Here is a 23,200-nt window from a genome sequence, read left to right as displayed (position 1 = left end):
CTCTAGGTTGAAAGGTATTATTCTTGCGGGTGGAGCTGGAACCAGGCTCTATCCAATTACAAAAGGCGTATCAAAGCAGTTACTGCCAGTTTACGACAAGCCCATGATTTACTACCCGTTGTCAACGTTGATGTTGGCGGGTATCCGAGACGTACTCATTATTACCACTCCGGAAGACAATCTGTCATTCAAAAGACTTCTGGGTAACGGTGAGTCCTTTGGCATCAATATTAAGTACGCTATTCAGCCTTCGCCAGATGGTTTAGCACAGGCCTTTATCATTGGTGAAGACTTCATTGGTGATGATGCTTGTTGTTTGATTTTGGGTGACAACATTTTCTATGGTCAGTCTTTTACCAAAACACTGAGAAATGTAGTTAACAATAATCAGGGTGCGACTGTCTTTGGCTATATGGTGAAAGACCCAGAACGCTTCGGAGTGGTTGAGTTTGATGAGCAATACCGTGCACTTTCTATAGAAGAAAAACCCGTAAAGCCCAAATCAAACTGGGCTGTGACTGGTTTGTATTTCTACGATAACCGTGTGGTAGATCTGGCAAAAAAAGTAAAGCCTTCAGAGCGTGGAGAGTTGGAGATAACAGCACTCAACCAAATGTATCTGGAACAAGCTGAGTTAAACGTAGAATTGCTTGGGCGGGGTTTTGCCTGGCTTGATACTGGCACACACGAGAGCTTGCATGAAGCTTCTTCCTACGTCCAGGCGATTGAGAACGTTCAGGGACTCAAAGTTGCATGCTTGGAGGAGATAGCCTGGCGTAATGGCTGGCTGGATGACGCTCAACTTTTGGATATAGCAAGACCTATGTTGAAAAATGACTATGGCCAGTACCTGAATCGTCTGGTTTCTGAAAAGTCGAAACAGCTCCAAATCCGGCTGGGGGAATAGACTCCCAAAGCCATGCGAAGCCTTTTCAGATGGAGAGATAACCTTCACTGATATTAGAAGGTTTAGAAGAATAATTTGTCGATTTAATGCTGCCCGATAAAAGAATTAAAACTATCAAATGCTCAATATGCAAAATTGATATGATGGTAAGATTATGAAAAATAGAAATAAAATCCTGCCGGTTGTTATGGCTGGTGGCTCTGGTTCACGACTGTGGCCAATGTCTCGAACATTTTTCCCTAAGCAGTTTCTCTCTTTAGTGTCGAAGTACACTATGTTGCAAGAGACGATTTTCCGGCTTGAAGATATTGAGCACCTGCCGCCTCTGGTTATTTGTAATCAGGAACACCGCTTCCTCGTTGCGGAGCAGCTTCGAACCGCTGGCATCGATCCGGAAGCCATTATTTTGGAACCATTTGGTAGAAACACCGCTCCAGCAGTTGCCATTGCTGCACTAAAAGCCGTCGAATCTGGTGAAGATCCAATTTTGCTCGTGTTGTCATCGGATCATGTTATCAAGCAAAGCGATGCGTTCACGGACGTTGTTAAAGCGGCAGCACTGGCTGCTGAGAATGGCTTTATGACGACATTTGGAGTCGTTCCTGATAAACCTGAAACGGGCTTCGGGTATATTAAGCATGGCACACCAGTGACCGACGATGCTTACACTGTAGAAGCTTTCGTGGAAAAGCCTGATTTGGCTACTGCCGAAGAATATGTGGCTTCAGGTAAGTACTACTGGAACAGCGGCATGTTCATGTTTAAAGCTTCAACTTTCATCGCTGAGTTGGAAAAGTTTAGCCCAGACATTTTGAGCGCTTGTAGGCTTTCATTGGAAAAAGCGCGTCAGGATCTGGACTTTGTTCGCTTGGATGAAAGTGAATTTGAACGCTGTCCTGATGATTCTATCGACTATGCAGTAATGGAAAAAACCAACCTTGCGGCCGTGGTTCCTATGCAGGCTGGTTGGAGTGACGTTGGCTCTTGGTCAGCACTTTGGGATATAGAAGACAAAAGTGCGGAAGGGAACGTTGTTATCGGAGATGTGATTTCTGATACAACTACAAATAGTTACATTAATGCCCAGAGTAGATTGGTGGCGACAGTCGGTGTCAGCGATTTGATTGTTGTTGAAACTAAAGATGCAGTTCTGGTTACACATAAAGATCATGTCCAACGTGTGAAAAACATTGTTAACCAACTGAAGAAAGAACAGCGAACTGAGCATCTCCAGCATCGGGAAGTTTTCCGTCCTTGGGGTTACCATGAGCAGATCGCTGACGGGGAGCGCTATCACGTGAAGCATGTGATAGTGAAACCGGGGGGAAGAACCGCGACTCAGATTCACTACCATAGAGCCGAGCATTGGGTTGTGGTTTCTGGTACGGCTAAAGTTCGCAACGGTGATGATGAGTACTTTGTTGCGGAAAATGAATCGACTTACATTCCTGTTGGTTCCGCGCACTCTTTTGAAAACCCAGGAAAGATCCCTTTAGAGTTAATTGAAGTTAGAACAGGGGCTTACTTAGAAGAAGACGACATTGTAAGAATTGACTCCCCTGGTGAAGGATATTAATTGAAATGACGACGCTTAGCTGCTTTAAAGCCTATGATATTCGTGGTGAATTAGGCCCTGAACTGAATGAAGATATCGCCTATAGAATTGGCCGCGCATTTGGCCAGTATTTGAAGCCGAAAACGGTTGTCGTTGGTGGGGATGTCAGGTTGACTTCTGAGTCTCTTAAATTGGCCGTCGCTGAAGGACTGATGGACGCCGGCGTCGATGTGCTTGATATCGGCATGACAGGCACTGAAGAAATCTACTACGCGACTAAGTTTCTGGGAACGGACGGTGGTATTGAAGTCACCGCTAGCCACAACCCTATGAACTATAACGGTATGAAGCTGGTTCGCGAAGACGCAAAACCTATCAGTGGTGATACTGGCTTATTCGATATAAAAACGCTTGCTGAAGAGAACAACTTTGAATCCGTTGATCGCAAAGGGCAATTGACAAAAACCTCAAACTTGGAAGCGTATGTCGACCATCTTTTGACATACATTACTCCGGCAAACATCAAGCCGATAAAACTGGTTGTAAACGCAGGTAATGGTGCCGCTGGGCATGTGATCGACGAGCTTGAGCTCCGCTTTAAAACGCTTGGAATTCCGGTTGAGTTTGTAAAAGTTCACCATCATCCAGATGGCAATTTCCCGAATGGTATCCCGAACCCTCTGTTGCCTGAGTGTCGCGAAGACACGGCCTCAGCTGTAAAACAGCACAGTGCAGACATGGGTATTGCATGGGATGGAGACTTTGACCGATGTTTTCTCTTTGATGAAAAAGGTGAATTCATCGAAGGTTACTACATCGTTGGGCTGCTTGGAGAAGCATTTCTCCAGAAGAATCCTGGGGCAAAAATCATCCATGACCCTCGCTTGAGCTGGAACACTATTGATGTTGTGACAAAGGCGGGCGGTGAGCCCATTATGTCTAAAACAGGTCACGCATTTATCAAAGAAAGAATGCGAAAAGAAGACGCTATTTATGGCGGTGAAATGAGTGCTCACCACTACTTCCGAGACTTTGCTTATTGCGACAGCGGGATGATCCCTTGGCTATTGGTTACAGAGCTTCTCTCAACGAAAAATATGTCTCTTTCCGACATGGTTAAAGAGCGAATTGCTGCTTATCCATCTTCAGGTGAAATAAACTCTAAGCTGGAAGACCCGCAATCGGCTATTGAGAGAGTAAGACAGGCTTATGAGTCTGAAGCTAAAGTCAAAGACACCACTGACGGTATCAGTCTCGAATTTGAGGAATGGCGCTTTAACCTCCGATCTTCCAATACTGAACCTGTTGTTCGCTTGAATGTCGAGTCTAAACAGGATGTTGAGCTTATGCAGGCTAAAACCGAAGAAATACTCGCTCTATTGCGGAAATAGTAGAGTAGAGAGGTAAAAAACAGCGGCTTAATTTGCCGCTGTTTTTCTATATTCGTTTAAGAATGGTATTGCTCGCAAGCCAGCAGGGTATTCTCAATTAGCGTTGCCACTGTCATTGGGCCAACACCACCGGGTACTGGGGTAATATGGCTGGCTTTCTCTGCAGCAACGCCATATTCCACATCACCTACCAGTTTGCCATCTTCCAATCGGTTGATACCCACATCAATCACGACTGCGCCAGGTTTAATCCAATCACCTGGAATGAAGTTTGGTTTGCCCACAGCAACAACCAAAAGATCAGCTTGGCGAACGTGGCCTTCCAAGTCTTTGGTAAAACGATGGCACGTGGTGGTGGTGCAGCCTGCAAGTAACAGCTCCATCGTCATTGGACGGCCAACAATGTTTGAAGCGCCTACCACAACAGCATGTTTACCACGTAAAGGCACGTTATAGCGCTCAAGCAGTGTGATGATGCCTTTCGGTGTGCATGAGCGCAGTTTCGGCATGCGCTGACACAGGCGGCCAACATTGTATGGGTGGAAGCCGTCGACGTCTTTCTCTGGGTGGATGCGTTCAAGGACATTAGTCGGGTCCATTTGTGCAGGGAGCGGCAATTGAACCAGAATGCCATCGATTTCAGGGTCTGCATTCAAATCATCAATCAAACCAAGCAGTTCTGCTTCGCTGGTGGTTGATGGTAAGTCGTAGGATTTAGAGACAAAACCCACTTCTTCACACACGCGACGTTTGCTGCCAACGTAAACTTGGGAAGCTGGGTCATCACCCACCAACACCACGGCCAGGCCCGGCGCTCTGAGGCCTGCTGCTTTTCGGGCTTCTACACGTGCAGCAACTTCCTGACGAACAGTTTGAGAGATAAGTTTTCCATCAATGATTTGAGCGGCCATGTTTTTCCTTTGGCAAAGAGATAGACGGGAAAGTGGCGCTATTTTGACAAAAAAAGTGTGACATGGCTATAGGGCAAACGTTTGCGTCAGTGATGTATTAAAAAGCGCACGCAGGCGCTTTTTAACGAAATAGAACGGCTATTCACTGAGATAGGCAGCGGAAAAACTTGGTGTGCCGGCGGTGAGGTTGTCAATGGAGTCGCCATAGTAGGTTTCGATAGATTCGATAAGCCAACCTCTGACGTAAAGTGTTGAAACAAACACACTGGTTCTTTCGTTGCCAAGAGTACTGCCATCGAGCATACGGAAACCGGAGCTGGACATGCCTGAAATGATCCCAACCAATTCACCGTTTTCGTTGAACGCCCCACCACCACTCATGCCAGACTGGATGGGGGCATCGGTAATACTTGCCGGGCACCTTGCAAATAAAGTGCTGTCGACAAAATTGACATCACGATAGTACTTACCTTTACCGAGCAGCACTTTGCCGGTTAACCCCATGCCGACGGTAGTGATGCCACCATCTGTTTGAACAGTACCCAAGGAGGCTAAGCGTTTGTCAGTATTGTCTTCTTTGATAAGGGCAACGTCGCAATCCGGGTGATATGCAATCACTTCACTGTAATCAAGTTTGGCGACATGCTTTGCAGTCAAGCTGATTTCTGGCGTGAGGGGAACGCTGGTGCCATGCCCGCCGAGAATGAAGGGGATGCCTACGGCGAGATAGTTGACGTCGTGCTCATTGGAGGTATCTGCATAATCCAAAGGCCCGTTTATCAAGATACAGCCTTGTAGACTAAATAAAAGAAACACACTGCCCATCACTTTCGAAAACGCTTGGAACATGCCGACACCTCCTACGCTGTGATACGAGTCTCAATTTCTAGACCCGCAAATTGAGCGTAGGAAGGGTTTAAATGATGTACAAAATGCTATTGATTAATTAGTCACTAAAAATAATAACTTATTGAAATGTAAGTATTAATAACCGCTCTTTAATTGTGGGAATGACTAAGAAATTGGGTTTGCGACAGATTTATACCGTCGTCTGTTCTTTTTCCAATAAGATGTCTTGGAATTCTGTTAAAACACGTTGTTAACTGCCTCCTTATTTGGCCAAAACTCCACTAACTGTATGATGTGCCGAAAGATATTTAGAAGCGCTAATAAAGTAAATTATCAATAAATGAGTGAGTTAGCGTTGGGCATTGTTTCTGTGTGATTAACGTCAAAAAAATACGGCAGTAATTAGGCGTACTTCATACCTTAAATGCGTTTTTGCGGCTTTTTGTATAGAAAATTTGCAGCGAGAAGGATGTGAAACCAAAAAGGCAAGAAGGGGGAAGGCAAGGCGCTACCAGTGAGCACCTTGCTTAAATAACTTTTTGAATCAGATATCTATCGATACCGCTTCGTCAACACCATCAGTGCCGGTTGAGCGGTTGCGCTTGGTTGAGCCAAGCATGTAAAGCAGAGTTGCAGCGAAGCAGACCATAAAGTAGAACATTAAACCGCCTTTCATGGACATGGCTTCACCGGCCACGATCGGACCAATCACTGAACCTACGCTGTAGCTGAGTAGCATTAGTTCTGCGGCAGCGACGATTTTTGACTCATCCACATTGCGGCAAGCCAGCGTGATAGCAACAGGGTAGAGGGCAAATGCTGATGCGCCCAACAGGAACATGCCTGCCATCGCGCCCGCTGATACGGTAGCGATTTCAATCATGGCAATGGAAAGCAAACCGAGGAAGCAGAATAGCGCCATCAACAGTGCTTTTTCCATGCGTGAGTTCAACCAGCTCACCAGCGGTTGCACCACCATGCCACCAAGGATCACGATAGCCATCAATGCGCCGACCTGATCGTGGCTGTAACTGCTTTCAAGTTCCAGCGGCAATAGGCCATAGATTGATCCAAGCACCAGACCAGACACAATACAGCCAATGTAAGCCGCTGCTGGCAGGGTTTTCATCTCGCTCACTTTGATGCTCGCGTGGCCAACCGCTTTCGGGCGGCCCCTTTTGAACACCAGTGGTGGCAAAATCGCCGCTGAGAATAGGCTGGCCACGACAATCAGTGGCATCGCGCCTTCAGTACCGAACATGCCGATACCAAGCTGACCCAATGCAGAGCCTCCGTAAAGCGATGCCATGTAAAGGCCCAGACGCTTGGCGCGGGCTTTTTCTGTGTCTGCCATTAGCAGCCAAGACTCGATCACGACAAACACACCGGCAACCGCGATGCCTGCAACAAAACGTGCAAACAGCCATGCAGCCGGTGAGGCGCTGAATGCCATCAAACCCACGGTGCTGACAACGATAAGCAAAAACGCAACTAACGCACTGCGATGGCCAAACTTGCCAACGATGCGTGCACTGATCAACGCACCGCCAAGCAGGCCTGCGTAAAACACGCTCGCGAGCCAGGAGGCAAGATTCACCGACATGCCACGTGCGTCAAGCGCAAGCGGGATGAGGCTCATCAGGAAACCTGACGCAACGGCAAAAAGGCTTAGGCTAAGAACAGGCACAAGAGGACTGTTGCGATCAGCCTGCATAACAGGGTTCTGTTGCAATGTTTTTCCTTAATCGTCTGAATTGAAATTAAAAAACCTGCACAGGAAGTGCAGGTTTTAACGCAGAGAAAGGTGCGTTCAGGCGCGATTATTATTTCGCCACCCTCAAACGTAAAGAGAGATAATTTTGTGGTGACGATAAAATCTTTTGATGGAAATGGTTGTGCAGAATGATCACTTACTAGTCGATGATATCTGCATGTTTTCCGGTCTTTTTCCGCTTCTTCTCCCAGCGTTTATGCACGCCTTTTGTCAGGGAAGAAAACGTTGTTTCAACTTTATCCAGACCAACAAGGACAAAAAGCACAAACGCACAAAGAAGCAGTGCTTGGCGTCCGTAGTCAAAAGCGATCACCATACCAAGGCCGGCCATCAACCAAACGACGGCTGCAGAGGTCACGCCTTGGATTTGACCATCTCGTGCCATCATGACGCCTGCACCCAGAAAACCGACACCTGTAACTATCTGACCGAGTACTCGCGCATGATCCAGCGAGTTATCTGAAAGGGATGTTGCCAGACGCATAAAAAGGTAGGTACCGAGAATAATGAGGATCGCCGTACGGATACCCACGGGCTTTCCGCGAAGTTGGCGCTCAAGGCCTAAAATCCATCCGCAGGCGGCACAGGTGAGTACGCCTTCCCAGCTAAACGGGGTGATATCCCAAAACTCATTCATTCTCTTTACTTCCGGGCTAGAAAAAATTTAACCCCTCGGGTCTGCAGACCCTGGGATATTTGTGGCGCAGAAATATCCGCTTTAGCGAGAAAAAGAACAATAGGGAGCACGATGAAATCATTTTATCGTCAGAACAGACGTTGTTTACCGACAGAGACAGAGGAAAAAAAAGAAGGGGATTTTTCGCGTTAGGGTAACAACTATGTTTGTTTCTTAGGCATTTAACAGCAAAGCACAAGGAAAAGCGTTGACGAAGAAACTCGGGCCTTTATAATCCTGCCCTGCGTTCGCACACTGTGTGAATGAAGTGCGCCCTTAGCTCAGTTGGATAGAGCAACGGCCTTCTAAGCCGTGGGTCACAGGTTCGAATCCTGTAGGGCGTGCCACTTTCTACTTCTCCCTCGTACATATTCTCATCGCAATTTTTCCCGAACGCATCGCACTGCAGATTCTCGACGTTGATTGAAAAGATGATCCTAGGAAAAGAAGATCCTAGGGAAGAGCAGGGCCTAGGTCCTAGGAAAAGCCAACCGCAAAGAGCCAAGCGGGTTTGCTAATCATTTTTTATCTTAAAGTTGACATACCACTTTTATATTTCTCTAGGACCTAGGACCTAGGACCTAGGACCTCTTTACTCAGATTTTCTATCAATTGCGTGGATACATGAATATCCCCGCTTGACATCAAAACCTCACAAGTATCGTCTTCTAGGACCCTAGGACCCTAGGACCCTAGGACCCTAGGACCTTTCTTTTTCCTTCCACCCCTTGAAATCCATTTTCTCGCCCCAATCTCACAGAAACATGACGATGGACCTAGCCCGTCTCGACTCGACAGGGCGGTGCCGCTATAATGGCGCGTCTTAAAAATCATGCCTCGTCTTTTGAGGCTAATCGATACCCGCGCCAACGCGCTGTGTATCCAGATTCACAGGCGCTATGGCGAACGATTCGCTGTAGCACGAAAGGATGCTACCGGCAGGAGCCGGGCAACATCACTCAGCGACCCTGAGTAAGTTTTGAGGTTATTAATACAATGCAAGTTACCGTTGAAACCACAGAAGGCCTAGAGCGCCACCTGACTATCACCGTTCCAGCAGCAAACATCGAAGACGCAGTAACTGCAGAGCTTCGCAACATTGCTAAAAATCGTCGTTTCGATGGTTTCCGTAAAGGTAAAGTGCCTTTGAAGATGGTTTCACGTATGTACGGTAAAGCTGTACGTAACGACGTGATGGGTGAAGTGATGCAGCGTCATTTCATCGAAGCGATCATCAAAGAGAAAATCAACCCAGCGGGTGCGCCAACTTTCACTCCAGTTGACACTGAAGAAGGCAAAGATCTGGTATTCAAAGCTTCTTTCGAAGTTTACCCAGAAATCGCGCTGAAAGATCTGGACAAAGTAGAAGTGGTTAAGCCACTGGCTGACGTTAAAGAAGAAGACGTTGCTGAAATGATTGAGACTCTGCGTAAGCAGCAGGCTTCTTGGTCAGAAGTTGACGCAGCAGCTGAAGCAAGCAGCCGCGTAACAATGGACTTCTCTGGCTCTATCGACGGCGAAGAGTTCGAAGGCGGTAAAGCAGAAGGCTTCGCACTGGTTATGGGCCAAGGCCGCATGATCCCAGGTTTTGAAGACGGTATCGTTGGTAAGAAAGCGGGCGAAGAGTTCACTATCGACGTGACTTTCCCAGAAGACTACCACGCTGAAAACCTGAAAGGTAAAGCAGCGAAGTTCGACATCAAGCTGAGCAAAGTTGAAGCGCAAGAACTGCCAGAACTGACTGAAGAGTTCGTTGCACGTTTCGGCGTTGAAGACGGCAGCGTTGACGGCCTGAAAGCTGAAGTTCGTAAAAACATGGAACGCGAACTGAAGCAAGCGGTTAAGAACAAGGTTAAAGAGCAAGTGATCGATGGTCTGGTTGCTAACAACGACATCGATGTACCTGCTGCACTGATCGACCAAGAAGTTAACGTTCTGCGTCAGCAAGCAGTTCAGCGTTTCGGTGGCAACATGGAAAACGCACCAGAACTGCCACGTGAGCTGTTCGAAGAACAAGCAAAACGCCGCGTAGTTGTTGGTCTGCTCCTGGGTGAAGTGATCAAGTCTGAAGAGCTGAAAGCTGATGAAGACCGCGTGAAAGCACTGATCGAAGAAATGGCTTCTGCATACGAAGATCCATCAGAAGTTGTGGCTTACTACGAGAAAGACCAGCGCCTGATGGAAAACATGCGCAACGTTGCTCTTGAAGAACAAGCAATCGACGCACTGCTGGGTAAAGCACAAGTTTCTGAAAAAGAGCAAGCTTTCTCTGAGCTGATGAACCCAGCTCAAGCATAAGTGCTAGAATTGTTGAGTGGACAATTGACTTAGAATTCACTCTTCTGATAACAATGGTCCGTATGAAGTAATTTCATCCGGGCCATTTATTTTAGGGATATAACACTATGAGCTTTCAAGAAAAAAACGGAATGCCTTCTATCATGGATGCATTGGTGCCGATGGTGGTTGAACAGACTTCCCGCGGTGAACGTTCGTATGACATCTATTCCCGCCTTTTGAAAGAGCGTGTGATCTTCCTGACTGGTCAGGTTGAAGATCATATGGCGAACCTTGTTGTTGCGCAGCTGCTGTTCCTGGAATCAGAAAATCCTGATAAAGATATCTTCCTCTACATTAACTCACCGGGTGGTTCGGTGACTGCAGGTATGTCTATTTACGATACGATGCAGTACATTAAACCAGACGTGAGCACGGTATGTATGGGTCAGGCTTGCTCAATGGGTGCATTCCTGTTGGCGGGTGGCGCAAAAGGTAAGCGTTACTGTCTGCCAAACTCCCGTGTCATGATTCACCAGCCACTTGGCGGATTCCAAGGTCAGGCGTCTGACATTCAAATCCACGCGCAAGAAATTTTGACCATCAAGCAAAAGCTGAACACCCTGTTGGCTGAGCACACGGGTCAACCGCTGGAAGTGATTGAACGAGACACTGATCGTGACAACTTTATGGCTGCACAGGATGCGGCTGACTATGGTCTGGTTGACGCGGTACTGAATAAGCGCGATTAATTTATTAATTCTGAGACGGTTAGGTTTACTTAACACTAACCGTCCTGGAATTGAGTCTCTCGGTGTTCGGAAAATTTCCCCGAGATGTTATAGACTCAGATCATGGTAAACATGGGCTAAGGCCTAAAGAGGTTAGCGAATGACAGACAAGCGAAAAGACGGTGGCAGCGGCAAACTGCTTTACTGCTCTTTCTGCGGCAAAAGCCAGCATGAAGTACGCAAGTTAATTGCTGGACCTTCTGTTTATATCTGCGATGAGTGTGTTGACCTGTGTAACGACATCATTCGTGAAGAAATAAAAGAGGTCATGCCTAAGCGCGACAGTAACGAGCTTCCAACTCCGCAAGAGATCCGCGCGCACCTGGATGATTACGTTATCGGTCAAGATCGTGCGAAGAAAGTATTGTCTGTAGCGGTATACAACCACTACAAACGCCTTCGTAACGGCGACACAACGGCTGATGGCGTCGAGCTGGGTAAAAGTAATATTCTTCTTATTGGTCCTACCGGTAGTGGTAAGACGCTGTTGGCAGAAACGCTGGCGCGTTTTCTGGATGTGCCGTTCACCATGGCAGATGCCACGACACTGACCGAAGCAGGTTATGTGGGTGAAGACGTTGAAAACATCATCCAGAAACTGCTTCAGAAGTGTGATTACGACGTAGCAAAAGCAGAACGCGGCATCGTATACATTGATGAAATCGACAAGATTTCTCGTAAGTCCGACAACCCATCTATCACCCGTGACGTTTCCGGTGAAGGTGTTCAGCAGGCGCTGTTGAAGCTGGTTGAAGGTACGATTGCTTCTGTTCCACCACAAGGTGGCCGTAAGCACCCGCAACAGGAATTCCTGCAGGTTGATACCTCAAAAATCCTGTTCATTTGTGGCGGCGCATTTGCCGGTCTCGACAAAGTGGTAGACCAGCGTGTGGCGAAAGGCAGTGGTATCGGCTTTGGTGCGGAAGTTCGTACAAAAGATCAGGAAGCGACACTGAGCGACCTGTTCAGCAAAGTGGAACCAGAAGATTTGGTGAAGTACGGTTTGATCCCGGAATTTATCGGTCGTCTGCCAGTCACGGCGATTTTGGGCGAGCTTGATGAAGATGCACTGGTGCAGATTCTTCGTGAACCTAAGAACGCGCTCACCAAACAGTATGCAGCCTTGCTGGAATTGGACGGTGTTGAACTGGAGTTCCGTGATGACGCCCTGACTGCAATTGCTAAGAAAGCGATGGACCGTAAAACCGGTGCTCGTGGCCTGCGCTCAATTGTGGAAGCGGTGCTTCTGGACACCATGTACGATCTGCCTTCAAGCAAAGATGTCACCAAAGTGGTGATTGATGAATCTGTGATCAAAGGTGAGTCTGATCCACTGCTGATTTATGAAGCATCAGAAAATCAGGCGGCAGGCGCGGAATAAGGCGCATGTTGCTTAGGGTTAAATTGCTTATTTAACCAACAAATTACCGAAAAAAAGGGAGCATTAGCTCCCTTTTTTACTTTCTGCCGGATATGCCGTTGAATCCTGACAATCTATCCCCATATACTCAGTAATAACGAAAACGGAAGAGAGAAAAATATGAACTTGGAGCGTTCCGAGCGCATTGAGATTCCGGTCCTGCCATTGCGTGACGTAGTTGTCTATCCTCACATGGTCATCCCGCTGTTTGTGGGACGGGATAAATCCATCCGTTGCCTTGAAGCAGCGATGGACAATGATAAGCAGATTCTTTTGGTAGCGCAGAAAGACGCCGCTACTGATGACCCATCCATTTCTGACCTATATAAGGTCGGTACCGTCGCTTCTATTCTCCAGCTGCTGAAACTCCCAGATGGCACAGTGAAAGTGCTTGTGGAAGGCTTACAGCGTGCAGAAATCAAGAAGTTCCGTGAAGACGACTTCTTCACCGCTGATGCCGAGTACATGCTAACGCCAGAAATGGACGAACGTGAGCAAGAAGTGCTGGTGCGCACGGCGATCAGTCAGTTTGAAGGCTTTATCAAACTGAACAAAAAGATCCCACCGGAAGTGCTGACGTCACTGAATGGTATTGACGAGGCTGCGCGCCTGGCAGATACCATCGCTGCACACATGCCATTGAAGCTCAATGACAAACAGCAAGTGCTGGAAATCATTGATATCGCTGAGCGCCTTGAATTCCTGATGACCATGATGGAATCAGAAATCGATCTGCTGCAGGTTGAGAAACGTATTCGCAGCCGCGTGAAAAAGCAGATGGAAAAGAGCCAGCGCGAGTACTACCTCAATGAGCAGATGAAAGCCATCCAGAAAGAGCTGGGTGAGCTGGATGACGCGCCTGACGAATTTGAAAGCCTGAAGCTGAAGATTGAAGAATCTAAAATGCCTCAGGAGGCCAAAGAGAAAACTGAGCAAGAACTGCAGAAGCTGAAAATGATGTCTCCGATGTCAGCAGAAGCAACGGTGGTTCGCAGCTATATCGACTGGATGGTTAGCGTGCCATGGTCGAAGCGCTCGAAAGTGAAGAAAGATTTGGCGAAAGCTGAAGAGATTCTGAACTCAGACCATTACGGCCTTGAGCGTGTGAAAGAACGCATTCTTGAGTACTTGGCGGTGCAAAACCGTGTGAACAAGCTTAAAGGGCCAATCCTGTGTCTTGTAGGGCCTCCTGGTGTAGGTAAAACCTCTCTGGGTCAGTCGATTGCCAAGGCAACAGGCCGAAAGTACACCCGTATGGCGCTGGGCGGCGTGCGTGATGAAGCGGAAATCCGCGGTCACCGTCGTACTTACATTGGCTCTCTGCCAGGTAAGCTTATCCAGAAAATGGCCAAGGTCGGTGTGAAAAACCCACTGTTCCTGCTTGATGAAATCGACAAGATGTCTTCTGACATGCGCGGCGATCCATCTTCTGCGCTGTTGGAAGTGCTGGACCCAGAGCAAAACAATGCGTTCAACGATCACTATCTGGAAGTGGACTACGACCTGTCAGACGTGATGTTCGTGGCGACATCGAACTCAATGAACATTCCTGGCCCGTTGCTTGACCGTATGGAAGTGATTCGTCTGTCGGGTTACACCGAAGACGAGAAGCTGAACATTGCTAAGCAGCACTTGGTTGATAAGCAAGTGAAGCGCAACGGTCTGAAGCCGAAAGAGGTTGAAATCCAAGATTCAGCCATCATTGGTATCATTCGTTACTACACCCGTGAAGCGGGCGTGCGTAGCCTCGAGCGTGAAATTTCCAAGCTTTGCCGCAAAGCAGTGAAAGAAATTCTGCTGAATAAAGACACGAAAACCATCGTTATCAATCAGGACAATCTGAAAGATTACTTGGGCGTTCAACGCTTTGACTACGGCAAAGCGGACGAGAGCAATCGTATTGGCCAGGTCACCGGTCTCGCGTGGACGGAAGTGGGCGGCGATCTGCTGACCATCGAAACCGAGTCCATGCCGGGCAAAGGCAAGCTGACACAAACGGGTTCTCTGGGCGATGTGATGCAGGAATCGATTCAGGCAGCAATGACAGTGGTTCGTACTCGTGCTGAGAAACTGGGTATCAATAACGACTTCTACGAGAAGCGTGATATCCACGTACACGTGCCAGAAGGTGCAACACCAAAAGATGGCCCAAGTGCCGGTATCGCCATGTGTACGGCGTTGGTATCTAGCCTGACGGGCAACCCTGTGCGTGCAGATGTTGCCATGACGGGTGAAATAACCCTGCGTGGTGAAGTGCTGCCAATTGGTGGTCTGAAAGAGAAGCTGTTGGCTGCTCACCGTGGCGGAATCAAAACGGTGATCATTCCAAAAGAGAACGAACGTGATCTGGAAGAGATCCCTGAAAACGTCAAAGCAGACCTCGACATCCATGCTGTGCGCTGGATCGACGAAGTTCTGACTCTGGCGCTACAAGACAACCCTCTCGGAATAGAGCTGGTTTCGTCGCAAAAGAGTGACGTGCAGCAAAATTAAGCAACGTAAAGCGCTGACAGTCGGTAAAAGGCTTGTCAGCGTTTTTTTTGAGGGCTAAGTTAATTAAAACGCTGCAAGCCCTTAATTCATAACAGCTACAGCGTTTTTAAGTCTTGTTTTAATAACTATTGGCGCCATTAATCGGTTGCCGCCGCAAAAAATGGGATTTGTGGTTCGTTTGTAAAGGGGATGAAAAAGTGAACAAGTCGCAGTTAATCGATAAAATTGCAGAAAATGCTGACCTGTCTAAAGCGTCAGCGGGTCGCGCTCTGGATGCACTGATTGAAGCAGTATCAGATAGCCTGAAAGACGGTGATCAAGTTGCTCTGGTTGGTTTCGGTACTTTCTCTGTTCGTGAGCGTTCAGCACGTACAGGCCGTAACCCACAAACTGGTGCAGAAATTAAAATTGCAGCTGCTAAAGTCCCAGGCTTTAAAGCTGGTAAAGCTCTGAAAGACGCGGTTAACTAATCTTAAACGCTTCGTTTTGCTCTTTGTCGCACCAGTCCTAGTTTTAAGCTGTAAAGTGTGCGACATCAGCGTATAATCAGGCTCAATCAGAGTGTAAAGGCGCATCTCTCGATGCGCTTTTTTAGTTTTAATCGAAACAACTCCTCTTGATACAAATTGACTGTGTGCATATCAGTGCATTGGCTTTTTGCTGTGCAAGAGAAGCTGTATGAAAGACGAACGTTTCAATAAGCAGGAGTGACGGCGCGTTATGATGGAGCGACTACGCGAAGGCGTAAACAGCATCGCGGTTAAGATCATCTTAGGCCTTATTATCTTTTCCTTTGTTTTCGCTGGTGTTGGCGGCTACCTGGCAGGTGGCACCGTGGTACCTGCGGCAACGGTAGGTGATCAAGAAATTAGCCGTAATCAATTCGAGCAAGCTTACCAAAATGAGCGTGCACAGATGCAAGCACAGGCCGGTGACTTCTTCTCTACTCTGTTGAGTGACCCTAGCTATCTCGCGCAATTCCGCCGCAATGTTCTGGATCGTATGGTGAACCAGGCGTTGTTGGATCAGGAAGCGAAGAATTTAGGTCTTCGTGTGAGCGATGCACAAATCAAACAAACCATTCGTGATATGCCAGCATTCCGAGGCCCAACAGGTCTGTTTGACAACGATTTATATTTGGCAGCACTTCGCCGCAATGGTCTGTCTCCTGACCAGTTTGCTGAGTATGTGCGCCAGGATCTGGTTCGCGAACAGTTCGTTAATGCCCTTATCAGCAGTGAATTCGCGCTGGAAGGTGAGCTGGAAGCACTGTACAAGCTTGAAGGTCAAACGCGCATGGTTCGCACTTTGACTCTGCCGCTAGCAGATTTCGCTGACAAAGCGGATATCACTGATGAGCAAAAGCAGGCTTACTACGAGCAAAACCCATCGCAGTTCGTTCGTCCTGAGCAATTCAAGATTTCTTATGTTGAGCTCTCTGGTGAAGGTATCGCTGACGTTGCTGACGTGACGGAAGAAGAAGCGAAGACCTACTACGAAGCAAACAAAGCCAATTACGGCACTGCTGAGCAGCGTAAAGTCAGCCACATCATGATTCAGGGTGATGACAACGCAGCAAAAGAAAAAGCAGAAGCAGTCTTGGTTGAGTTGAATAGCGGTGCTGACTTTGCTGAGCTGGCGAAAACCCGTTCTGATGATACTTTCAGTGCTGAACAAGGCGGTGAGCTGGATTGGTTCGATAAAGGTGTCATGGATCCAGCATTCGAAGAAGCGGCATTTGCGCTGGCAAACAACGGCGATGTGTCTGAAGTGGTTCAGTCTGAGTTTGGTTTCCACATCATCAAGCTGGATGATATCAAGCCATCTGATGCAAAGCCTTTTGCGGAAGTACGTGATGACATCATGGCACAACTGAAGCAAAACCACGCGGTTGAGAAGTTCTACGCTCTGTCCAACGAGCTGGCAGAGAAAGCGTTCGAAATGCCAGACAATCTGGAAACTGCAGCAGAAGCGGTGAATGCGAAAGTAGAGAAAACCGATTTCGTATCTCTGAGCGAGTTGCAAGGTGCACTGGCCAACCCTCTTGTTGCTCAGGCTCTGCAACAACCGGAAGTGCGTGAAGACGGTCTGAACTCTGACATCATTGAGATTGCTCCTGAGCATGTTGTGGTTGTGCGTGTAGACGAAGTTCGCCCTGAGACTGTGCTGCCTTTCGAAGAGGTAGAAACTCAAGTGACAGATTTGCTGAAGCGTCAGGAAGGCGAGAAGGCTGCTGAAGCGTTAGCAAACACCTTAGTGTCAGAGCTGAGTGAAGGCAACGACGCAGGTCTGAATACATCAGGCTATACGTTTGGTGAAGAAGCCGAGTTGGCGCGCGTTTCTCAAGAGCGTGAAGTGGTCGAACTTGCGTTCACTATGGCAACACCAGCGGAAGGCAAAGCTGAGTACGGCTATACCCGTACCTTCAACGGTGATGTATTGGTTGTTGCTCTGGATGCGGTGAAAGAGCCGACGACGGAAGAAATCAGCTTACAAAGCCAGATGGCGGAGCGTGTTGCGCGTAACACCGCTAACATCGATCTGGAATCTGTCATCGCACAGCTGAAAGAAAGCACTGAAGTGACTTACACACTGGACGCTGTTGAGCAATAAATCAATCCAACTTGATATGATTGCAAGGCGACTGTAATTGATAAGTTGCATCGACGGGGGACTTTACGTCCCCCGTCGTTTTTTTAGCCCTTCAACTCGCACCTTTTTCCTTAGCCTTTATGGTGGCCTTTGTTATACCAATCACAGTAAGTAGGTGATCAGAAATAGCGTAGGAAAAATACTCGAGAACAAGGCGGAAAATTTCGATAAGTAGTTATTCTACAGTCAAATTTTCCAACGCAGTTATCGAGTATTTTAACAAGCTAGGATGAGCAGATATTTACTACGATTGGATTAATCACTCAAAAGAGGAAAAGACATGAAATCAATGGTATCGGCAATCGTTTTTGCCATCTCACTAATACTTTCGCCTTTGGCATCAGCACAGGATGGTGCGCAAGGTGTACCGGTTGAAGTGAATATCAACACTGCTGAAGTAGAAGAGCTGGATAAGTATTTGGACGGTATAGGTAAGGCGAAAGCGCAGGCAATCGTAGATTACCGAAACACTAATGGCGCATTTGAATCGGCAGATGATTTGAAGGGCGTGAAAGGTATTGGCGACTCAATTGTTGAGAAAAACCGCGACCGTATCGTGCTCTGATACCCCAAAGTCAATTTACTATCTCAACCGCTGTGTGCTGGGGAGCACGCTCTCCCCAAATCCCGCAAATCAAGAATAAGGCTTGAGAAATCCGCCTGACGACAACAGAATGAGTAAAGAACTGTTCTAATGACGTCAAGGAAGCCATGAGTCAGAAAACCAGCCATTTCTTTGCCCATCTCGCGCGTATGAAGCTTATTTACCGTTGGCCGTTGATGCGCAATGTTTCTAATGAAAATATCTCAGAGCACAGCCTCCAGGTTGCCTTTGTTGCTCACGCGCTCGCGCTGATAGAAAACAAAAAATTCGGCGGGCAATACTCGCCGGAACGTGTTGCACTGCTGGCGATGTTTCATGATTGCAGTGAAGTGCTGACAGGCGATCTGCCGACACCAATTAAGTACTTCAACCCAGCCATCGCTGATGAATACAAAAAAATCGAGCAAATAGCCGAAGACAAGCTGGTTGGCATGCTGCCGGAGGAGTTCCGCGAAGATTACCGACCACTCATCGACAGCGAAGCTATCGATGAGGGCGACTATCGTTTGGTGAAGCAGGCTGATGCCATTTGCGCCTATCTTAAATGTCTTGAAGAGCTTTCTGCGGGCAATCATGAGTTTCTTCAAGCCAAACGTCGCTTGGAAAAAACCATGAGCGAGCGTGGCAGTGAGGCGACGGAATATTTTATGACGACGTTTGCGCCAAGTTTTGAGCTTTCTTTGGATGAAATCAGCGATGACTGAGTTTGCACTATCACTTGATTGGGAAGCGCGTCTCGCTGAAGAAAACAAAAAACGCCGTAATGACAAGCGTTCTGTGTTTCAGCGGGATCGGGCTCGGATACTGCATTCTGCCGCGTTCCGACGCTTGCAGGCGAAGACACAGGTACTCGGCGCAGAACATAGCGAGTTTTACCGCACGCGTCTGACACACTCACTTGAGGTCTCCCAGATAGGGACGGGCATCCTCGCTCAAATCAAAGAAAAGCAACCTGAGTTTCGCGATATCTTGCCTTCAACCAGCTTGATGGAAAGCTTGTGCCTTGCACACGACATTGGCCATCCGCCTTACGGTCATGGTGGTGAAATCGCGCTGAACTATATGATGCGCAAAGACGGCGGCTTTGAAGGAAACGCGCAAACCTTTCGCATCGTTACCTTACTAGAACCTTATACCGAACATGACGGCATGAACCTCGCCCGTCGTACCTTGCTGGGGTTATTGAAATATCCGGCGCCGATTGCATCCATATTGCGCTCAGCGCTTCCGCCTGATGTTGTCGAATTTCGTCACCTGAAAGCCTCTGAGTGGCACCCAGCCAAGGGTATCTATCAAGATGACCTGGAAAGGTTTAACTGGGTGTTGGGTGGCATGTCTGAAAACGACGCTAAACTGTTTACCTCGTTGAAATTGGCACCAACGAAAGAACAGCATGGCCGCACACAATACAAATCCATTGATTGTTCGATCATGGAACTGGCAGACGACATCGCATACGGTGTCCACGACCTCGAAGATGCCATTGTGATGGGTATTGTTCAGCGTGACCAATGGCAGGAAGCAGTAGCCAGCAAACTCGCGGAATGCGGAGATCCATGGTTGGAAGCCAATATCGGGCATTTGAGTGATCAAATGTTTGGTCCGCACTATGAGCGAAAAGATGCCATCGGCGCTTTGGTGAACACACTACTCACCTCGATAGCCATCGAGCCATCTGTGCAAGATGGGGTAAACCGTTTCGGAAACCCTTTGCTTCAATGGAACGCCAAGCTGACGGATACCATGCACTCAGTACTGTCAGTGCTAAAAGCATTTGTCAGCGAGTTTGTGGTGCAAAAACCAGAGCTTCAGGTAGTCGAATACAAGGGGCAGCAATTGGTGATGGAGCTGTTCGACGCGTTCGATGCTGATCCGCAAAGATTGTTACCCGTCGCGATCCGAAGTCAGTGGCAACAAGAAATCGCTGAGGGTAAAAGTGGTCGTCGCGCTATCGCCGATTACATATCAGGAATGACAGATGGTTATGCGCAACGTCTTCACGCCACCATGTTTACCGCGTCAAGTCAGGGGCCGCTGTATCCGATTCGATAGATTTTAGGTCCTAGGGGAAGAAGGTCCTAGGAAGAGCAAAGAGCGATCCTAGGTCCTAGGGAAAGCAACAGCTTGAATTCGTAGCTGCAACTTTAAAATCTTTGTAGGACCCTAGGACCCTAGGACCCTAGGACCCTAGGACCCTAGGACCCTAGGACCCTAGGACCCTAGGACCCTAGGACCTATCTTTCCCGCCATAATGCCGCTCAAACACACCGGGCGGCATTTGTTTTATCTGAAACTCAATCATTTCATTGAAGGCATTCATTAGCGGCTCGAAAGGCTCACTGTCCCCTGCCATGGCTGAAAGGGCATGGAAGCCGGCTTCAACCGTTGAAAGGCCACCATTGACTGGGGATTTTCGGATGCGGTAATTTCCGCTCTGGATATCATCCAATTTCACGCAAGGAAGCGCCTGCAAATTTTGGGAAAGCTGATACATTTTAAAGGCTTTTCGCCAGGTGCCGTCGAGTAAAATTAAACCGCGTTGTTTGCCAGCGTCAACGTGCCAGTCCCCAATCGGCTCTGACGTTTCAGCCGGGTAGAGCAGGGCGTAATGAACATCGTTGTCCAAAAGTTGGTTCAGCTCATCATTGTCGCTGAAGTCTTCTCCCACGATGATTCGACAGTTTGGGAGCGACAGAGAAAGAATACGCGCCGTACCGATGGGCTGCTTAACCTCTGAAGGGTGCTGGAGGACGATCACAGGCACATCACTTTCAATCCTCTGGATGAAAGCGCAAATGCAGGCTTTGTTGGCTTTTCCGCACTGCGGACAATATCGACTGGCTTTCTGGTTCATGACCACGGTACGCTATAACTTACTAATATCACGAAGCTTGGAGCACATATTGGCTCATCTTAGGTTTGTTGGCTTACTCGCCATCATCATACTCATTGCCCAATTCCCTACTATCCATCAAATCATGGTATGGGATCGCACGGATATTCTTGCAGGGCAATGGTGGCGAATCGTAACAGGAAACCTAACACACACCAATGGTATCCATCTTGCCATGAATCTAGCGGGGCTGGTGGTGCTCGCTTTTCTTCATCGCGAATACTACGGCAGCCGAAGTCTTATCCCAATGGTTTGGGTGATGATGGCAGTGATAGGGGCAGTCATGTTCGTCAGCCCTTTTGATTGGTATGCCGGGCTTTCAGGTGTGTTACATGGCTTGTTTGTTTGGGGCGTGGTGCGGGATATTCAAAACAAAATGCCGTTGGGGTGGGTGATGCTCATTGGCGTGATTTTGAAGCTGGGATATGAAGCCTACACAGGCGGGGACTCGATGACTGCGGACTTAATCGACGCAGGCGTTGCCTATCAGGCGCATTTAGCCGGGGCTTGCGTCGGGCTGGCGTTCGCGCTGGTGTGGAAAGAAGGTCCTGAGAAGAGCAGGCCCTAGATCCTAGGAAAAGAAGGTCCTAGGGAGAGCAAATAGCTTGAATCTGAATCTAGGCCTATGAAATCTGTGCAGGACCCTAGGACCCTAGGACCCTAGGACCTATTACCTTACTGACGATACGTCGATAAGAATCGTTCGAAGCGGCCGATAGCCATTTCCAAATCATCCACACGAGGCAGAGTGACAATTCGGAAGTGATCCGGCTTGTGCCAGTTAAAGCCCGTTCCATGAACCATCAGTACTTTCTCTTGCAGCAGAAAGTCCAGCATCATCTTTTCATCGTTATGAATGCTGTATTTCTTAGTGTCGATTTTCGGGAACAGATACAGCGCGCCTTTTGGTTTCACGCAACTAATCCCCGGGATCTGGTTCAACAATTCCCACGCTTTATCTCGTTGCTCCAGCAAACGGCCACCCGGCAGAATCAGTTCATTGATACTTTGGTAACCACCCAACGCGGTTTGGATTGCATGCTGCATGGGTACGTTTGCACACAAGCGCATTGACGCCAGCATCTCCAGCCCTGCGATATAGCCTTTCGCCAGATGGCGAGGACCTGACAGGATCATCCAGCCAGAGCGGAAACCACACACACGGTAGGATTTCGACAGGCCACTGAAGGTCACACAGAAGACATCAGGTGCTAGCGGTGCCATAGAATGGTGTTGAGCACCGTCGTAGAGGATCTTGTCGTAGATTTCGTCCGCGAAAATGATCAGGTTGTTTTGACGGGCTATTTCCGCAATTTCCAGCAGGAAGTCACGGCTGTAAACCGCACCCGTTGGGTTATTTGGGTTGATCAGCACAATGCCTTTGGTATTTGGCGTGATCTTGGCTTTGATGTCATCCAGATCTGGGTACCAGTCCGATTCTTCATCACACATGTAATGAACGGGCTTACCGCCAGACAGAGAGACTGCTGCTGTCCACAGCGGATAGTCCGGAGAAGGCACCAGCAGCTCGTCACCGCCATTCAGCAGCGCCTGCATTGCCATCACGATCAGCTCAGAGACGCCATTACCCAGGTAAACGTCCTCAACATCCAAATCCAACATGCCGCGCTTTTGGTAGTGCTGAACCACTGCTTTACGCGCGGAGTAAATTCCTTTGGAATCACAATAACCCTGAGAAGTCGGCAGATTTCGGATCACGTCGACCAGAATTTCATCCGGTGCGTCGAAACCAAATGGGGCTGGGTTGCCGATGTTCAGTTTGAGAATTTTGTGGCCTTCTTCTTCGAGGCGTTTTGCCTCTTTCATCACTGGACCACGAATGTCGTAGCAAACGTTGTCCAGCTTCGTCGACATCCCGATTTCTTGCATCATGATTCCTGAGCTTATTTTTAAGTGTTTCCAGTAAATTACACTAACGAAAGGGCATATATAAGTAGTGAATAGTAAAAAATGAGGAAAAGAAGAAATATAAGCAATTAAATCCTT

General features: G+C 48.1%; 19 protein-coding genes and 1 tRNA gene. 14 read left to right on the top strand and 6 right to left on the bottom strand.

The genetic code is table 11. From position 1 onward, the window contains the following. Positions 1 to 7 precede the first annotated feature (7 nt). The 3 genes from rfbA to cpsG all read left to right on the top strand — a co-directional run bounded on the left by rfbA (position 8) and on the right by cpsG (position 3,853). The gene (rfbA, locus tag D515_RS01975) at positions 8 to 907 is read left to right on the top strand and encodes a glucose-1-phosphate thymidylyltransferase RfbA (protein ID WP_002535574.1); all 900 of its coding nucleotides are present in this window, start codon (positions 8 to 10) and stop codon (positions 905 to 907) included. A 154-nt stretch (positions 908 to 1,061) separates the two neighbouring features. Then, positions 1,062 to 2,483 (top strand): mannose-1-phosphate guanylyltransferase/mannose-6-phosphate isomerase, encoded by a 1,422-nt coding sequence (locus D515_RS01970; protein WP_002535572.1) that lies wholly within the window; start codon positions 1,062 to 1,064, stop codon positions 2,481 to 2,483. Positions 2,484 to 2,488: 5 nt separating this feature from the next. After that, complete coding sequence (cpsG, locus tag D515_RS01965) at positions 2,489 to 3,853, top strand: phosphomannomutase CpsG (RefSeq protein WP_002535570.1); 1,365 nt, start codon at positions 2,489 to 2,491, stop codon at positions 3,851 to 3,853. 56 nt (positions 3,854 to 3,909) lie between these two features. Here the strand turns inward: cpsG and folD are convergent, their stop codons facing one another. From folD to D515_RS01945, 4 genes are all read right to left on the bottom strand, one after another. Next, the gene (gene folD, locus D515_RS01960; protein WP_002535569.1) at positions 3,910 to 4,764 is read right to left on the bottom strand and encodes a bifunctional methylenetetrahydrofolate dehydrogenase/methenyltetrahydrofolate cyclohydrolase FolD; all 855 of its coding nucleotides are present in this window, start codon (positions 4,762 to 4,764) and stop codon (positions 3,910 to 3,912) included. Positions 4,765 to 4,902: 138 nt separating this feature from the next. Further along, on the bottom strand, positions 4,903 to 5,613 hold the full coding sequence (locus D515_RS01955) for a trypsin-like peptidase domain-containing protein (RefSeq protein ID WP_002535567.1): 711 nt from the start codon (positions 5,611 to 5,613) through the stop codon (positions 4,903 to 4,905). 544 nt (positions 5,614 to 6,157) lie between these two features. Further along, positions 6,158 to 7,345, bottom strand: a complete 1,188-nt coding sequence (locus D515_RS01950; RefSeq protein ID WP_002535566.1) for an MFS transporter — start codon at positions 7,343 to 7,345, stop codon at positions 6,158 to 6,160. Positions 7,346 to 7,526: 181 nt separating this feature from the next. Then, on the bottom strand, positions 7,527 to 8,024 hold the full coding sequence (locus D515_RS01945; protein ID WP_002535565.1) for an MgtC/SapB family protein: 498 nt from the start codon (positions 8,022 to 8,024) through the stop codon (positions 7,527 to 7,529). Between the two features lie 309 nt (positions 8,025 to 8,333). Between D515_RS01945 and D515_RS01940 the strand changes: the two genes are divergently transcribed. From D515_RS01940 to D515_RS01895, 10 genes are all read left to right on the top strand, one after another. Beyond that, a tRNA-Arg gene (locus D515_RS01940) sits at positions 8,334 to 8,410 on the top strand. A gap of 649 nt (positions 8,411 to 9,059) precedes the next feature. Beyond that, positions 9,060 to 10,361, top strand: a complete 1,302-nt coding sequence (tig, locus tag D515_RS01935; RefSeq protein WP_002535563.1) for a trigger factor — start codon at positions 9,060 to 9,062, stop codon at positions 10,359 to 10,361. Between the two features lie 107 nt (positions 10,362 to 10,468). Further along, a complete protein-coding gene (gene clpP / locus D515_RS01930) occupies positions 10,469 to 11,092 on the top strand; it encodes an ATP-dependent Clp endopeptidase proteolytic subunit ClpP (RefSeq protein WP_002535561.1) in 624 nt (207 codons plus the stop codon). Between the two features lie 139 nt (positions 11,093 to 11,231). After that, positions 11,232 to 12,512 carry an ATP-dependent protease ATP-binding subunit ClpX gene (gene clpX / locus D515_RS01925; RefSeq protein WP_002535559.1) on the top strand — a complete coding sequence of 427 codons (1,281 nt, stop codon included), beginning with the start codon at positions 11,232 to 11,234 and terminating at the stop codon, positions 12,510 to 12,512. 159 nt (positions 12,513 to 12,671) lie between these two features. Continuing rightward, positions 12,672 to 15,044 (top strand): endopeptidase La, encoded by a 2,373-nt coding sequence (gene lon, locus D515_RS01920; protein WP_002535557.1) that lies wholly within the window; start codon positions 12,672 to 12,674, stop codon positions 15,042 to 15,044. A gap of 197 nt (positions 15,045 to 15,241) precedes the next feature. Next, positions 15,242 to 15,514, top strand: a complete 273-nt coding sequence (gene hupB, locus D515_RS01915; RefSeq protein WP_002535556.1) for a nucleoid-associated protein HU-beta — start codon at positions 15,242 to 15,244, stop codon at positions 15,512 to 15,514. 250 nt (positions 15,515 to 15,764) lie between these two features. Further along, entirely contained in the window at positions 15,765 to 17,657 is a 1,893-nt protein-coding gene (gene ppiD, locus D515_RS01910) for a peptidylprolyl isomerase (protein WP_002535555.1), read from the top strand. Positions 17,658 to 17,976: 319 nt separating this feature from the next. After that, on the top strand, positions 17,977 to 18,261 hold the full coding sequence (locus D515_RS01905) for a ComEA family DNA-binding protein (protein ID WP_002535554.1): 285 nt from the start codon (positions 17,977 to 17,979) through the stop codon (positions 18,259 to 18,261). A gap of 146 nt (positions 18,262 to 18,407) precedes the next feature. Next, positions 18,408 to 19,004 (top strand): 5'-deoxynucleotidase, encoded by a 597-nt coding sequence (gene yfbR, locus D515_RS01900; RefSeq protein ID WP_002535553.1) that lies wholly within the window; start codon positions 18,408 to 18,410, stop codon positions 19,002 to 19,004. After that, on the top strand, positions 18,997 to 20,352 hold the full coding sequence (locus D515_RS01895; protein ID WP_002535551.1) for an anti-phage deoxyguanosine triphosphatase: 1,356 nt from the start codon (positions 18,997 to 18,999) through the stop codon (positions 20,350 to 20,352). Before yfbR ends, D515_RS01895 begins: the two co-directional genes overlap by 8 nt. 175 nt (positions 20,353 to 20,527) lie before the next feature. On the opposite strand, the gene D515_RS01890 is transcribed toward D515_RS01895, so the two are convergent. Continuing rightward, positions 20,528 to 21,154 (bottom strand): tRNA-uridine aminocarboxypropyltransferase, encoded by a 627-nt coding sequence (locus D515_RS01890; protein WP_039849482.1) that lies wholly within the window; start codon positions 21,152 to 21,154, stop codon positions 20,528 to 20,530. Between the two features lie 49 nt (positions 21,155 to 21,203). Between D515_RS01890 and rrtA the strand changes: the two genes are divergently transcribed. Beyond that, on the top strand, positions 21,204 to 21,761 hold the full coding sequence (gene rrtA, locus D515_RS01885; protein WP_002535547.1) for a rhombosortase: 558 nt from the start codon (positions 21,204 to 21,206) through the stop codon (positions 21,759 to 21,761). A 107-nt stretch (positions 21,762 to 21,868) separates the two neighbouring features. Here rrtA and D515_RS01880 read toward each other — a convergent pair whose 3' ends face one another. Then, entirely contained in the window at positions 21,869 to 23,083 is a 1,215-nt protein-coding gene (locus D515_RS01880) for a pyridoxal phosphate-dependent aminotransferase (protein WP_002535545.1), read from the bottom strand. Between the last annotated feature and the right edge of the window lie 117 nt (positions 23,084 to 23,200).

The sequence above is a fragment of the Grimontia indica genome, assembly GCF_000333895.2.
GTDB lineage: Bacteria > Pseudomonadota > Gammaproteobacteria > Enterobacterales > Vibrionaceae > Enterovibrio > Enterovibrio indicus.
Note: the sequence above shows the minus strand (reverse complement) of the source record. Positions and strands in the feature narration are given on the sequence as shown.

Bases quoted from the DNA above. Each gene is read 5' to 3' on its own strand.
- D515_RS01970 (WP_002535572.1), top strand. From the start codon at position 1,062: ATGAAAAATAGAAATAAAATCCTGCCGGTTGTTATGGCTGGTGGCTCT.
- cpsG (WP_002535570.1), top strand. From the start codon at position 2,489: ATGACGACGCTTAGCTGCTTTAAAGCCTATGATATTCGTGGTGAATTA.
- lon (WP_002535557.1), top strand. From the start codon at position 12,672: ATGAACTTGGAGCGTTCCGAGCGCATTGAGATTCCGGTCCTGCCATTG.
- D515_RS01955 (WP_002535567.1), bottom strand. From the start codon at position 5,613: ATGTTCCAAGCGTTTTCGAAAGTGATGGGCAGTGTGTTTCTTTTATTT.
- D515_RS01905 (WP_002535554.1), top strand. From the start codon at position 17,977: ATGAAATCAATGGTATCGGCAATCGTTTTTGCCATCTCACTAATACTT.
- D515_RS01895 (WP_002535551.1), top strand. From the start codon at position 18,997: ATGACTGAGTTTGCACTATCACTTGATTGGGAAGCGCGTCTCGCTGAA.
- yfbR (WP_002535553.1), top strand. From the start codon at position 18,408: ATGAGTCAGAAAACCAGCCATTTCTTTGCCCATCTCGCGCGTATGAAG.
- D515_RS01945 (WP_002535565.1), bottom strand. From the start codon at position 8,024: ATGAATGAGTTTTGGGATATCACCCCGTTTAGCTGGGAAGGCGTACTC.
- D515_RS01890 (WP_039849482.1), bottom strand. From the start codon at position 21,154: ATGAACCAGAAAGCCAGTCGATATTGTCCGCAGTGCGGAAAAGCCAAC.
- folD (WP_002535569.1), bottom strand. From the start codon at position 4,764: ATGGCCGCTCAAATCATTGATGGAAAACTTATCTCTCAAACTGTTCGT.
- ppiD (WP_002535555.1), top strand. From the start codon at position 15,765: ATGATGGAGCGACTACGCGAAGGCGTAAACAGCATCGCGGTTAAGATC.
- clpX (WP_002535559.1), top strand. From the start codon at position 11,232: ATGACAGACAAGCGAAAAGACGGTGGCAGCGGCAAACTGCTTTACTGC.
- clpP (WP_002535561.1), top strand. From the start codon at position 10,469: ATGAGCTTTCAAGAAAAAAACGGAATGCCTTCTATCATGGATGCATTG.
- D515_RS01880 (WP_002535545.1), bottom strand. From the start codon at position 23,083: ATGCAAGAAATCGGGATGTCGACGAAGCTGGACAACGTTTGCTACGAC.
- tig (WP_002535563.1), top strand. From the start codon at position 9,060: ATGCAAGTTACCGTTGAAACCACAGAAGGCCTAGAGCGCCACCTGACT.